The organism is Parvimonas pharyngis, assembly GCF_046569675.1.
Classification (GTDB): Bacteria; Bacillota; Clostridia; order Tissierellales; family Peptoniphilaceae; genus Parvimonas.
In genome coordinates this window covers 171,163-184,340 of the sequence record NZ_JBKICJ010000001.1, presented here as the reverse complement: position 1 = coordinate 184,340, position 13,178 = coordinate 171,163, and the positions used below count along the sequence as shown (strand labels likewise).

At 27.4% G+C, this 13,178-nt stretch carries 14 protein-coding genes; all 14 read right to left on the bottom strand.

Going from position 1 to position 13,178, the window contains the following annotated elements:
* Positions 1-70 precede the first annotated feature (70 nt).
* Complete coding sequence (gene eno, locus ACLGL0_RS00905; protein WP_411013278.1) at positions 71-1,360, bottom strand: phosphopyruvate hydratase; 1,290 nt, start codon at positions 1,358-1,360, stop codon at positions 71-73.
* Positions 1,361-1,370: 10 nt separating this feature from the next.
* Complete coding sequence (tpiA, locus tag ACLGL0_RS00900) at positions 1,371-2,120, bottom strand: triose-phosphate isomerase (protein ID WP_411013277.1); 750 nt, start codon at positions 2,118-2,120, stop codon at positions 1,371-1,373.
* An 11-nt stretch (positions 2,121-2,131) separates the two neighbouring features.
* On the bottom strand, positions 2,132-3,328 hold the full coding sequence (locus tag ACLGL0_RS00895; protein ID WP_411013276.1) for a phosphoglycerate kinase: 1,197 nt from the start codon (positions 3,326-3,328) through the stop codon (positions 2,132-2,134).
* Positions 3,329-3,450: 122 nt separating this feature from the next.
* Entirely contained in the window at positions 3,451-4,452 is a 1,002-nt protein-coding gene (gene gap / locus ACLGL0_RS00890) for a type I glyceraldehyde-3-phosphate dehydrogenase (RefSeq protein WP_399544179.1), read from the bottom strand.
* A gap of 36 nt (positions 4,453-4,488) precedes the next feature.
* Positions 4,489-5,505, bottom strand: coding sequence for a sugar-binding transcriptional regulator (locus tag ACLGL0_RS00885; RefSeq protein ID WP_411013275.1), 1,017 nt, complete (start codon positions 5,503-5,505; stop codon positions 4,489-4,491).
* Between the two features lie 117 nt (positions 5,506-5,622).
* Positions 5,623-6,381, bottom strand: a complete 759-nt coding sequence (gene map / locus ACLGL0_RS00880) for a type I methionyl aminopeptidase (protein WP_314557544.1) — start codon at positions 6,379-6,381, stop codon at positions 5,623-5,625.
* An 83-nt stretch (positions 6,382-6,464) separates the two neighbouring features.
* Positions 6,465-7,400 (bottom strand): ABC transporter permease, encoded by a 936-nt coding sequence (locus ACLGL0_RS00875; RefSeq protein ID WP_314557543.1) that lies wholly within the window; start codon positions 7,398-7,400, stop codon positions 6,465-6,467.
* Positions 7,400-8,476, bottom strand: a complete 1,077-nt coding sequence (locus ACLGL0_RS00870; RefSeq protein ID WP_314557542.1) for an ABC transporter permease — start codon at positions 8,474-8,476, stop codon at positions 7,400-7,402. Before ACLGL0_RS00870 ends, ACLGL0_RS00875 begins: the two co-directional genes overlap by 1 nt.
* Positions 8,466-10,004, bottom strand: a complete 1,539-nt coding sequence (locus tag ACLGL0_RS00865) for an ABC transporter ATP-binding protein (protein WP_314557541.1) — start codon at positions 10,002-10,004, stop codon at positions 8,466-8,468. The genes ACLGL0_RS00870 and ACLGL0_RS00865 overlap by 11 nt, the downstream gene beginning before the upstream one ends.
* Positions 10,005-10,126: 122 nt before the next feature.
* Positions 10,127-10,768, bottom strand: coding sequence for a YigZ family protein (locus ACLGL0_RS00860; protein ID WP_411013274.1), 642 nt, complete (start codon positions 10,766-10,768; stop codon positions 10,127-10,129).
* A complete protein-coding gene (gene hflX, locus ACLGL0_RS00855; protein WP_314557539.1) occupies positions 10,758-12,032 on the bottom strand; it encodes a GTPase HflX in 1,275 nt (424 codons plus the stop codon). Before hflX ends, ACLGL0_RS00860 begins: the two co-directional genes overlap by 11 nt.
* An 89-nt stretch (positions 12,033-12,121) precedes the next feature.
* Positions 12,122-12,328: a helix-turn-helix transcriptional regulator gene (locus ACLGL0_RS00850; protein WP_314557538.1), complete on the bottom strand. Its 207-nt coding sequence runs from the start codon at positions 12,326-12,328 to the stop codon at positions 12,122-12,124.
* Positions 12,329-12,335: 7 nt separating this feature from the next.
* Positions 12,336-12,668 (bottom strand): DUF6442 family protein, encoded by a 333-nt coding sequence (locus ACLGL0_RS00845; RefSeq protein ID WP_314557537.1) that lies wholly within the window; start codon positions 12,666-12,668, stop codon positions 12,336-12,338.
* Between the two features lie 105 nt (positions 12,669-12,773).
* Positions 12,774-13,001 carry a helix-turn-helix transcriptional regulator gene (locus ACLGL0_RS00840; protein WP_411013273.1) on the bottom strand — a complete coding sequence of 76 codons (228 nt, stop codon included), beginning with the start codon at positions 12,999-13,001 and terminating at the stop codon, positions 12,774-12,776.
* Positions 13,002-13,178 lie beyond the last annotated feature (177 nt).

The window sequence follows — 13,178 nt, the reverse complement described above, 5'->3', positions numbered from 1 at the left end:
ATTAAATAATATATTTTTTTATACTATATAATAATTTTTTATATAAAAATAATGAGCTATTTTAATTATACTATTTTCTGTTAATATTATAGAAAGCTGATAATCCTAAAAATTTAGAATTTTCTCCTAATCTATCTTCAATTCTTAATAATTGATTATACTTGCAGATTCTATCTGTTCTTGAGGCAGAACCAGTTTTAATTTGTCCGGAATTTACTGCAACAGCTAAATCAGCAATTGTTGTATCTTCAGTTTCTCCTGACCTATGTGATATTACACAAGTATATCCATTAGTTTTAGCTAATTCTATCGCATCTAATGTTTCAGTAATTGTTCCAATTTGATTTAATTTAATTAAGATTGAATTAGCAATTCCTTTATTAATTCCCAAATTTAGTCTGGAATAATTAGTAACAAATAAATCATCTCCTACTAGTTGAACTTTATTACCTAGTTTTTCAGTTAAAAGTTTCCAACCATCCCAATCATCTTCTGATAATCCGTCTTCAATTGATATTATTGGATATTTGTTAACTAAATTAGAATAATAATTTACTAATTCTTCTGAAGTATATACTTTTCCTTCTCCCTTAAAATTATATTTTCCATTTTCATACATTTCACTTGATGCTACATCTAAAGCTAAAAATATATCTTTACCTGGAACATATCCAGCTTTTTCAATTGCTTCCATGATAGTTTGTAAAGCTTCTTCATTAGAATTTAAATTTGGAGCAAATCCTCCTTCATCACCAACAGCAGTATTATATCCTCTAGATTTTAATACAGTTTTTAAATTATGAAAAACTTCCGTACCCATTCTAAGCGCTTCTTTAAAAGAAATAGCACCTGCTGGCATAACCATAAATTCTTGAATATCTACATTATTATCTGCATGTTCTCCACCATTTAAAATATTCATCATTGGAACTGGTAAAGTTTTAGCATTTACACCACCAATATATTCATAAAGTGGAGTGTCGGATTCAATCGATGCAGCTCTAGCAACAGCCATAGAAACACCCAAAATTGCATTCGCACCTAAATTTGACTTATTATCTGTTCCATCTATTTGAATTAAAGCTCTGTCTATTCCAACTTGGTCAAACACATCGAAACCTATCAATTCATCTGCTATTTTTTCATTTACATTATTAACTGCATTAAGTGTTCCTTTTCCTAAATATCTTGCTTTATCACCATCTCTTAATTCAACAGCTTCATGGACACCTGTAGATGCACCAGAAGGAACTATAGCAGTTCCAACTATTCCATTTTCAGTTGTTACTTCAACCTCAACAGTAGGATTTCCTCTTGAGTCTAAAACTTCTCTTGCGTAAATTTCAACTATTAAGCTCATATTATTCTCCTTATATTTTATAATTTATTAATTCACAAAAACTTTCGCTTTCTAAACAAGCACCACCAACTAATGCTCCATCAATATTTTCTTTTGTCATTAGGTCTTTTATATTATTTGGTTTAACACTTCCACCATATTGAATTCTTACTTTAAATGATATTTCACCATAAATATCATTCAATATTTCCCTAATAAATCTTATCATATCTTCTGCATCATCAGAAGATGCTGTTAATCCAGTACCAATTGCCCAAATAGGTTCATAAGCAATTATTACTTTTTCAATTTCACTTTTACTAATTCCAAACAATGAATTACTTATTTGTCTTTTTACAATATCTTTTTCAGCACCAGAATTTCTTTCGTCAAGAGATTCGCCACAGCATAATATTGGAATTATATTATTTTGTAATGCTGCTTTTACTTTTTTATTAATTAAATCATCAGTTTCATTAAAAATAGTTCTTCTTTCTGAATGACCTAAAATCACATAAGATACACCACAACTTTTAAGCATAGTAGGAGAAATTTCACCAGTATACGCTCCACTATTTTCGTAAAACATATTTTGTACACCTAACCCTATACCAGTTCCATCTATTAATTTTTTAATTTCAGTAACATATATATAGGGTACACATACAACTTTTTCAACACTATTATCTAGTTTTTGTGACAAGATGTTACTAATTAGTATTTTTGCTTCATCCAATGTTTTATTCATCTTCCAATTTCCAATAATAACAGGTTTTCTCATACTACCTCCAATTATTTATTATCTATTGCATCAATTCCTGGTAAAATTTTTCCTTCTAGAAATTCTAATGATGCACCACCACCAGTTGAAATATGTGTTATTTTATCTTTAAATCCTGATTTTTCAGCAGCAGATGCACTATCTCCTCCGCCGATTATACTTATAGAATCAGTTTCAGCTATAGCCTTTGCAATCTCAAATGTACCTTTTGCAAAATTTGGCATTTCAAATACTCCCATTGGACCATTCCAAACCACTGTTTTTGCTTTTTTAATTTCATTTGAGAATAGCTCAACAGTTTTATATCCTATATCAAGACCCATATAATCTTCTTCAATTGAATCTATAGTAACAGTTTTGAAATCAGAATCATTTGAAAATTCTTTACTTACAACTACATCTACTGGCAATAACATATTGACATTTTTACTTTTAGCTTTTTCATATAAATCCTTTGCTAAATCAATTTTATCTTCTTCTAATAAGCTTTTACCAACTGAGTATCCTAAAGATTTTAAGAATGTAAATGCCATTCCTCCTCCGATTATAATACTGTCTACTTTTTCAATTAAGTTTTCAATTACAGTAATTTTATCAGATACTTTTGCACCACCTAAAATTGCTACAAAAGGTCTTTCTGGATTAGAAAGAGCTTTTCCCATAATAGAAATCTCTTTTTCAACCAAAAATCCAACTGCAGATGGTAAAAATTTACATAGTCCAACATTTGAACAATGAGCTCTGTGACTAGTCCCAAAAGCGTCATTTATATAAATATCTCCAAGAGAAGATAATTCTTTTGAAAAATTATCTATATTTTTAGTTTCCTCTGGTCTAAATCTAGTATTTTCTAGTAATGCTACTTCTCCATCTTGTAAATTAAATACTTTATTTTTTACATTATCATCAACAACTAAATCACTTTGTAAAAATTTTACTTCTTTATTTAAAAGCCTAGACAATTCCTTAGCAACTGGTTCTAAAGAAAACTCTTTTTTAGCTTCTCCTTTTGGTCTTCCAAGATGAGATAATAAAATAACTTTAGCTTTGTTTTCAATTAAATAATTTATAGTTGGTAAAGCAGCTAAGATTCTAGCATTATCAGTAATTTTACCAACTTCAGACTTTGACATTGGAACATTAAAGTCAACTCTTACAATAACTCTTTTTGAGGTAACATCTAAATCTGTAATAACATTTTTATTCATAATTACTCCTTACTATACAATATGAGGTGAAAATCTTCACCTCATATTATTATATGACAATAAGATTTCAACACATATCTTAAATTACTTATAATTTATTTTTTGAAATTCTTATCTATTAATTATTTAGAAAGATTAACTAAATACTGGAACGTACGAATTAAATTTGCAGTATATGACATTTCATTATCATACCAAGCAACTGTTTTAACTAGTTGTTTACCATCAACTTCAACTATTCTAGTTTGTGTTGCATCAAATAAAGAACCATATTTTATTCCAATTACATCAGTTGAAACAATTGGATCTTCAGTATATCCAAATGATTCACTTGATGCTTCTTTCATTGCATTATTAATTTCTTCAACAGTAACAGTTTTTTCTAAAACAGTTACTAATTCAGTTAATGAACCTGTCGCAACAGGTACTCTTTGCGCAGAGCCATCTAATTTTCCTTTTAATTCAGGTATAACTAAGCCAATAGCTTTTGCTGCTCCCGTAGTATTTGGAACAATATTTATAGCAGCTGACCTAGCTCTTCTCATATCACCTTTTCTATGTGGAGCATCTAATGTGTTTTGATCTCCAGTATACGCATGTATAGTAGTCATTATACCTTGAACTATACCAAATTTATCTTGCAATACTTTTGCCATAGGAGCTAAACAATTTGTTGTACAAGAAGCTCCAGATAAAATTTGTTCACTTCCATCAAGAATATCATGATTTACTCCATAAACTACAGTTTTCATATCACCTTTTCCAGGAGCAGAAATTATTACTCTTTTTGCACCCGCATCAATGTGTAATTGAGCTTTTTCTTTTGCAACAAAGAATCCTGTACATTCTAACACAACATCAATATCTAATTCTTTCCAAGGTAAATTTTTAGGATCTGCATCAGAAAAGACTTTAATTTCTTTTCCATCGATAGAAAAACATCCTTCTTTAACTATAACTTCTTTTTCAAAACGTCCTTGAGTTGAATCATATTTAAGTAAATGTGCTAACATATTTGCATCTGTCAAATCATTAATTGCTACGACATCTACTCCTTCTAATTCATGCATTAATCTAAATGCTAATCTACCAATTCTACCAAATCCATTAATCGCAACTTTCATTTCGATTCCTCCTTATAATTTTATAAAAGCTTTCGCTTATAATATAGCTAAAATCTGTTTTGCTGTATCTCTATCTGTTATAAGAGTCATATCTTTTCTAATATTGCAGATAGAAATAATTGCCTTATACTTTTTCCCGTATCCAGCTATCGCAATAACATCATTAATTTTTAAATATTGTTCCATATCCAACCCTATTGTATTTGAACTATAAACAATATTTCCATTAATATCAAAGTAATTTCCAAATGCTTCACTAACAGCTTTCTTTTCATTAAGCAAATTAATTTCAGATGATTTTAAAGAGCGTCTTTTTGCCATTGCATCCGCTCTTCCAATACCAAAAATTAAAACGTTAATCTTATCTAAATATTCAATGAGTGTCTTTACTTCTTCTAAATCCTTTAATCTATCAAACGTTAATTCATCTAAATAATCTGGTAAAAAAGTTCCAAAAAACTTTGCTTTTAATTTCTTTGATAAATTATTTGCAACAACGTTTGATTGACACTCTAATCCATTTCCCAAACTACCTCTTGCTGGAATTACAGATATTTCATTATAATATTTCTTTACACTCATAGTATCAACAAAAGATTTAACAGTCGTACCCCCTGAAATAGCAATAACATCTTTTTCAGATATAATATTTAAAAAATATTCAGAAGCTACCTTAGCAAGTTGTTCTTTACCAAGAATCTCATCTTGATACGAGTCACACACTAATACTTTTTTTATTCTAAGTTTATTTTTTAATTCTTCAGCAATAATATGATTTTCATTTAAATTATTAACTAAACCTCTGAGTTCTTGTAAAATAGATTCTCCAAGTTCAGTAATAAAAGTTCCTGATTTTATAACTTCAATAAATTTTTCATCTGTAAAAAATTCTAATTCATTTCTAACTATTCTTTCTCCTACTCCTAAATGAGAAGCAATATTTCTTCTACCAACTGGAGCATTTATAGAAATATATTCTAAGATTTTGAATCTAAATATTAATTTTTCAATCAAATCAGGAGCAAATTTTTTTACATATTCAATATCATTCATTTTTGTCCCGTTACACCAATTTTGTCCCTACTTTAAATATTTTATTAATTTTTACAATATCTACAATTAAATTATACTCCTATTTTATAAAAAAATCAATAAATAATATGCAAATAATTATTCATAAAGTGATTGATCTGTTAATATCAATGGTCCATCTTTTGTAATTACAAATGTATGCTCATATTGACAAGAAAGCCCACCATCTATAGTTCTAGCTGTCCATCCATCATCGTCAATAGTACATCTCCAATCTCCAGTATTAATCATTGGTTCTACTGTTATTACCATACCTTCTACAAGTCTAACTCCTCTAGTAGATGTAATATAATGAGGAACTTGCGGATCTTCATGCATTTCTACACCTATACCATGTCCGCAAAAATCTCTAACGATAGAATAACCTTTTGGTTCAACAAAACTTTGTATCGCTTTTCCAATATCTACTATTCTATTTCCAATAACTGCAGCTTCTATTCCTTTATACATAGATTCCTTAGTAACATCCATTAGATTTTTTACTTCGTCAGATACTTCTCCAACTGCATAGCTCCATGCACTATCAGATAAGTATCCATCTAAATCTACAACCATATCAACAGTCACTAAATCTCCAGATTTTAATATTTGCTTACTTGGAAGTCCATGACAAATTACATCATTAACTGAAGTACATGTTGCATATGGATATCCATGATAACCAATTTGTTTTGGTTTTGCTCCATTTTTAAGCATAAAATCATGACAAAATTTATCAATATCTAAAGTAGTAATTCCTGGTTTAATAAAATCTCTTAACCCAATATGGATTTTTGAAATAATTTCACCAGATTTTTTCATCCCTTCAATTTCTTGTTTACTTTTTATTGTAATCATAATTATCCTCCATTTTATATATTAAAAAATACATTTAAATTTTTCACAACAAAAAGACATACTAATAAGTATGCCTTTATATATTAATCTTCCAATTTTATATATGGAACTCCTGCAGAAGATGGTCCTTTAGACTTTCCTACAAAGAATATTAGTACTAATAATGTACTTATATATGGAACCATTGGTAAAATTGATTCAGGAATATTAATATTTAATCCAGGTAATAGAATTGCTAATTCTTGAGCTGCACCAAAAAATAAGCACGCTCCTAATACTCCATAAGGTTTCCATTTACCAAATATTACTGCTACTAATGCAATAAACCCCTGGCCAGAAATTAAGGATTGTGAAAAGTTAGAAACAGTTGCTAAACTCATAGTTGCACCCCCAAAACCAGCTAGTAACCCAGAAATTACAACGGCAAAATATCTGTATAAATAAACATTAACATTTAATGTTTCTGCTGCTTTTGGATGTTCTCCTACTGCTATTAGTCTTAATCCAAATTTTGTTTTATATAAATAAATTGAAATTAAAACAACCAATCCTAATGCAATATAAGTAGTTATATATTGACCTAATATTTTGTCTATAAATTGTATTCCAGTAAGGTTATCAAATATTTTTATCATTTTGCCTTCACCATCTGAAACAGGTATTGTTTGTTTAGCTCCTTCAAATAAAAGCGAACAAATAAACAAAGCTACTCCTGGTCCAATAAAATTTATAGCGATTCCTGAAACTACTTGATCTGCACCAAAAGTAATACTAACAATTGCATGAATAAGTGCAATTAAAGCAGCAGCAATACCACCCGCTATAAAGCCTAATAAAGCACTCTTTGTATAATATCCTACAGTGGCTCCAGCAAATGCTCCTATTGTCATCATTCCTTCTAAACCAATATTTGTAACACCTGCTTTTTCAGTAAACATTCCACCTAAAGCAGTAAATAATAATGGAGTTGCAAACAATAATGTATCAGATATAAATAAAGCTAATGTCGAAAAATTCATTATTTTTTACCTCCAACTCTTTTAAATTTACTTGAAATAATTTTTATAACTAAAGGCATTGAAATAAATAGTACAATAATACCTATAATAATTTGAACTATTTCATACGGAACTCCTAATAATTGTTGAACTCTAAATCCACCTCTTTTTATCACGCTAAAGAAAAACCCGGAGAATATAGAGCCAATAGGATGGCTATTTGCTAAAAGTGCCACAGACATTGCATCAAATCCATTGCCTTCTGCTACAGTAAGTCTTGCAACATTTCCAGCAAATCCTAAAACTTTAACCGCACCAGCAACAGAACATAATGCCCCTGATAGACCCATTGATAATATTAAATTACTTCCTACATTAATTCCACCGAACTCAGCCGCATTCGGATTTAATCCAACGGCTTTTAATTCATATCCTTTTGAAGTCCTATTTAATAAATAATAAACTAAAAAAGATAAAATAATAGCTAAAATGATACCAAAATTTATATCAGCAGAAAAGAAATCTTTTACAAAAGGAATAGAAGACTCTTTTAATCCTTGAAACATTTTAATACTTGCAGTTGATTGTATATCATTTGATGTTTGACTGGTTTCATTATAAAATTTTCCAAAAGTAACTACTAAATTTGAAAAATATAATGCTATCCAGTTCAACATTATTGTAGTTATTACTTCGTGAACACCATATTTTGATTTAATCCACCCTGCAAATCCACCCCAAGCCATACCAGCTAGAGCAGCTAAAATAATACAAACTATTGGATGTATAATTGGTGGTAATTTTAAAAAGTATCCGAAGAACGCAGCAGTTAAAGATCCAATAATAAACTGTCCTTCAGCTCCTATATTAAAAGCACCTGTTTTAAATGCTAGTGATACACCAATACCACCAATAATTAATGGAACTGCGTCTACTAGAGTTCTAGCAAAAAATTTTGGTCTAGAAAAAGTAGTCTCTATCATTATTTTGTAATAATTAATAGGATTAAACCCAGCTATTGATATAACTATAGAACCTACAATAAAACCTATTAATACTGAAAGTAAAAGCATTAATATCTTTTTTCTACTCTTCATTATTAATAACACCTCCTGCCATCATAAGTCCTAATTCTTTTTCATTTGTATCATTTGATAACTTTTCACCAACAATTTTTCCTTTATAAATTACTGCTATTCTATCAGATAAGTCCATAACTTCATCTAATTCAAAAGAAATCAATAATACCGCTTTTCCTTTATCTCTTTGTTCTACTATATACTTATGAATAGTCTCAATAGCTCCAACATCAAGACCTCTTGTTGGTTGTGCAGCTATTAGTAAATCTGGGTTATTATCTATTTCTCTAGCTAAAATAACTTTTTGTTGATTACCACCGGATAGTCCTCTAGCTGTTGCATGTACATCATTTGGTCTTATGTCAAATTTATCAATCATTTTTTGAGTATATGACTCTATTTCTTTAAAATTTAAAATTCCTTTTTTTGAAAAAGGAGCCTTTCCTCTTTTTTCTAATATCATATTTTCTGAAACTGAAAAATCTAAAACTAAACCATGCTTATGTCTATCTTCAGGAATTGTGCTTATACCACTTTCAATAATTTCATAAACTGACTTATTTGTAATATCTTTACCTAAAATAGAAATATTTCCAGATTCTACTTTTCTAAGACCTGTGATAGCTTCTATCAATTCAGATTGTCCATTACCATCGACTCCAGCAATACCTAATATTTCACCTTTTCTAACATTAATACTTAATCCATTCAATACTGGTAAATCTCTATTATTAAGAACGTTAATATCTTTAACGTCTAAAACTATTTCACCTACTTCATTTTCTTTTTTATTAACACTAAAGTTTACTTCCCTACCTACCATTTTTTCAGCAAGTTCTTTTTGGGATGACTCTGCAACTGTTACTTTATCAATAAACTTACCACGACGAATAATTGTACAGTAATCTGCCATTTTTTTAATTTCATCAAGTTTATGTGTAATAATTATTATAGATTTTCCTTCATTTTTTAAATTATTACATATATTAATAAATTCATCAATCTCTTGAGGAGTAAGAACAGCTGTTGGCTCATCAAAAATTATAATTTCAGCACCTTTATATAAAGCTTTTAAAATCTCAACTTTTTGTTGAGAACCTACAGTTATATCCTGTATTTTAGAATCTAAATCAATACTGAAACCATATTTTTCAATAATTGAAAGAACTTTCTTTCTCGATTTTTCAAGATCAATAAATAGACCCTTAGTATCTTCAGTTCCTAAAACTATATTTTGGATAACACTAAATGGTTCTATAAGCATAAAATGTTGATGAACCATTCCTATTCCACTTTCTACCGCTATTTTCGGCGTCATGTGTGTATATTTATTAGAATTAATATATATTTCTCCTGAATTTGGTGAATACAAACCATAAAGAATATTCATTAGAGTAGTTTTACCGGCACCATTTTCTCCTAATAGAGCGTGAATTTCTCCTTTTTTTAATTCGAAATCCACTTCATCTAAAACTTTATTTTTTCCAAAAATTTTAGTAATGCCTTTCATAACTACAATACTATTATTTATTTTGTTATCAGACAAGTCAAACCCTCCTAAAAATAGAATTTATTTTTTTATCATTACTCAATATTATACAATAAAAGTAATTTTAATACAAGAAATATAAACTATAAATAATTAATTATATTCTTGTTTTTAAGTTGTTATTCGAAAAATACAGATCCTCTACAAAAACCATTTATATTAATAATACAATTACCTGAAGTTTCATTGATAAGAATCTTTTCTAACGTATTAAATTTATCTTTTTTTACTGATAGATTGATAATTACTTTATCTAAATAATCAATATTTAAAATTTCTAAATCAAAATTTTTAAAAAAATTTTCTATTTTTCCCCAATAAATATAATCTAAGACTATATTAATATCATAAAATACTTCTTTTTTAACAATTTTTGCTTCTTCTAAAGCACCTACTACAGATTTTGTATAAGCTCTTACCAATCCTCCAGCTCCTAGTAAGATTCCTCCGAAATACCTTGTAGATATTACTAAACAATTAGTCAAATCTTTTTTTCTCAAAACTTCTAACATTGGAATTCCAGCAGTTCCAGATGGTTCACCATCGTCTGAATATTTTTGTATTAATTTATCCTCTCCAATGATATAGGCAAAACAATTATGTGTTGCATCATGATATTTTTCCCTTATTTCTAAAATATGCTTTTCTGCTTCATCAACAGTTTCAACATAAAAAGAATGTCCTATAAATTCAGATTTATTAATAACAAAACTATATGAACTATTACTATGAATACTTAAAAAACTTTCATTACTCTTCATTTATTTCATATCCTTTATATTTATTATAATCATCAGACTTTAATAATATTTTTAACAAAGTGCCATTTTCTTTATATTCAACAAATTCAGGAATATAATCATTCATTATAGTACTTATTATACTTTGCTTATCATATGGTATTAAAAGTTTTGTTTGAATTAAAGAAGAAAATAAATGTTTTTCAACTTCTTTTAAAAGTAAACTTATATCAAAGTCATTTTTTGCACTTATAAATATTTTATTTTCAATATTTGAATAATGCAGTTTAATATCTTCATTAAGTAATTTATCAACTTTATTAAAAACATAAATAATATTTTTATCTTCACAATTAAGCTTTTTTATCATTTTATTAGTTATACTAATTTGATCATCAACATTAATATTTGAAATATCTATTACATGTAAAATTAAATCCGAGTATTTAATTTCTTCTAACGTTCCTTTAAAACTTTCTACCAAATTATGAGGTATATCCGATACAAATCCTACAGTATCAACATACATAACTTTTGACCCGTTAATTAAATTGCCTTCCCTTACATATGTATCCAATGTTGCAAATAGCATATCTTTAACAAAAACTTCTTTTACTTCTGAACTTTCATCTTTTCCAAATGATATTAATTTATTTATTAATGTTGATTTTCCAGCATTTGTATATCCAACTAATGATATAATTGGATCTTTAGAATTAATTCTTTTTTTTCGAATCTCATTTCTATTTTTTTCAATTTCTTTAAGTTGTAATGTTATATTAGCTATTTCTCTATTAATAGTTCTTCTATCTAATTCTATTTGTTGTTCTCCAATACCTTTACCACCAATTCCACCTTGTTGTCTTGAAAATCCACTTCTAAGTGCAGATAATCTAGGCAAAGTATATTTTAATTTCGCAAGTTTTACTTGAAGTTTAGCTTCTTTAGTTCTTGCTCTTTCACTGAATATATCCAATATTAAACTAGTTCTATCAATGACTCTAACTCCAATAATTTCTTCAAGGTTTTTTACCTGTGATCCAGTTAGTTCGTTATTAAATACAACAATTTCAGCCTCTAGCTTTTCACAGTATTCTTTAATTTCATCAACTTTTCCTCTTCCAACGTAATAAGCTTTATCTATATAAGATTTTTTTTGAGTTAAATTTAAAATAACTTCACCATCTAGAGCTTCTACTAATTTTTCAAGCTCATAAACTTTATCATCTAAAGTTTTTTCATCCATATCTATATTAACAGTAACCGTTATAACTTTTTGATTCATAAGAACTCCTTAATTTATACTATTTTAATTGTATCATAAAACTAAGTAAAAAAACAAATAAAAAAAGATATGTAATCTTTACATATCTTTTAAAAATAAAATAGATCTTCAAAATTTTTCTCCAAGGCAATGCATAATACAAGAGCTAATTTTGCAGTTGGATTAAATTGTCCAGTTTCAATAGAGCTAATTGTATTTCTAGACACTCCAACTAAATCAGCTAATTTTTGCTGAGAAAATCCTTTTTCAATTCTAACTATTTTTAAATTATTTTTTAAAACCAACTCTTCATTCATAAAAACCTCATATTTCTATAAAATATCTCCATACCGATATAAATATAATTATAATAAAAAATATACTAATTATAAGATTTAATAATTTTTTATTAAATTTATATCTAGTAAGCATTTGGACAGTTAAGCCAGAAAATAGAAGGAATGAAAATAAATATTTAGTTGGATTTAAATAAGTATAAAACTTTTCTAGTACTGAAAAAGTAATATATAAAATAATTAATATTATTTTTAAACATAAATATGCATTTTCATTTTCAACGCGAGTATTATATACATTCATCTCATCAAATATACAATTATCCTTTTTATTTTTTTCAAGTATTTCCTCTTTATTCATAAAATTCTCCTTATACCAAGTTTTATTGTCAATATTATTATATCATTGACAAGTATACTTGTCAATATATTTAAAAAAAAATACACCTTGATAGGTGTATTATAATTAAAATATTCTACAATCGTTATTAAAAAAGAAAACTTCTCCAAATTTTTTATTCAATACTGTTGATATTGTAAGAGCAAGTCTTATATCAGGAATTAAACTTCCGTTTTCAATCGAAACTACTATTTCTGGTGAAACACCTATTAAATTTGCTAATTCTCTTTGAGAAAATTCTTTTTCAACTCTAAATTTTTCAACATTATTTTTAACAGATAATTTGTTATTCATAAGCTCACCTCTTCAATAAAAAACAATATCTATATATTAATTATTTAATATAGTAATTTTATCATTAATAATTTTAAAAGTCAATTATATTAAATCTTTTGTTTTTTTTAAAAGTTAAGTATAATAATTAAATACCTATTAAAGATAGTAAAAAATAATACTTTATAGTAACTTTAA

Coding starts and splice junctions, on each gene's coding strand:
- eno (WP_411013278.1), bottom strand. CDS start 1,360: ATGAGCTTAATAGTTGAAATTTACGCAAGAGAAGTTTTAGACTCAAGA.
- tpiA (WP_411013277.1), bottom strand. CDS start 2,120: ATGAGAAAACCTGTTATTATTGGAAATTGGAAGATGAATAAAACATTG.
- ACLGL0_RS00895 (WP_411013276.1), bottom strand. CDS start 3,328: ATGAATAAAAATGTTATTACAGATTTAGATGTTACCTCAAAAAGAGTT.
- gap (WP_399544179.1), bottom strand. CDS start 4,452: ATGAAAGTTGCGATTAATGGATTTGGTAGAATTGGTAGATTAGCATTT.
- ACLGL0_RS00885 (WP_411013275.1), bottom strand. CDS start 5,505: ATGAATGATATTGAATATGTAAAAAAATTTGCTCCTGATTTGATTGAA.
- map (WP_314557544.1), bottom strand. CDS start 6,381: ATGATTACAATAAAAAGTAAACAAGAAATTGAAGGGATGAAAAAATCT.
- ACLGL0_RS00875 (WP_314557543.1), bottom strand. CDS start 7,400: ATGAATTTTTCGACATTAGCTTTATTTATATCTGATACATTATTGTTT.
- ACLGL0_RS00870 (WP_314557542.1), bottom strand. CDS start 8,476: ATGAAGAGTAGAAAAAAGATATTAATGCTTTTACTTTCAGTATTAATA.
- ACLGL0_RS00860 (WP_411013274.1), bottom strand. CDS start 10,768: ATGAAGAGTAATGAAAGTTTTTTAAGTATTCATAGTAATAGTTCATAT.
- hflX (WP_314557539.1), bottom strand. CDS start 12,032: ATGAATCAAAAAGTTATAACGGTTACTGTTAATATAGATATGGATGAA.
- ACLGL0_RS00850 (WP_314557538.1), bottom strand. CDS start 12,328: ATGAATGAAGAGTTGGTTTTAAAAAATAATTTAAAAATAGTTAGAATT.
- ACLGL0_RS00845 (WP_314557537.1), bottom strand. CDS start 12,668: ATGAATAAAGAGGAAATACTTGAAAAAAATAAAAAGGATAATTGTATA.
- ACLGL0_RS00840 (WP_411013273.1), bottom strand. CDS start 13,001: ATGAATAACAAATTATCTGTTAAAAATAATGTTGAAAAATTTAGAGTT.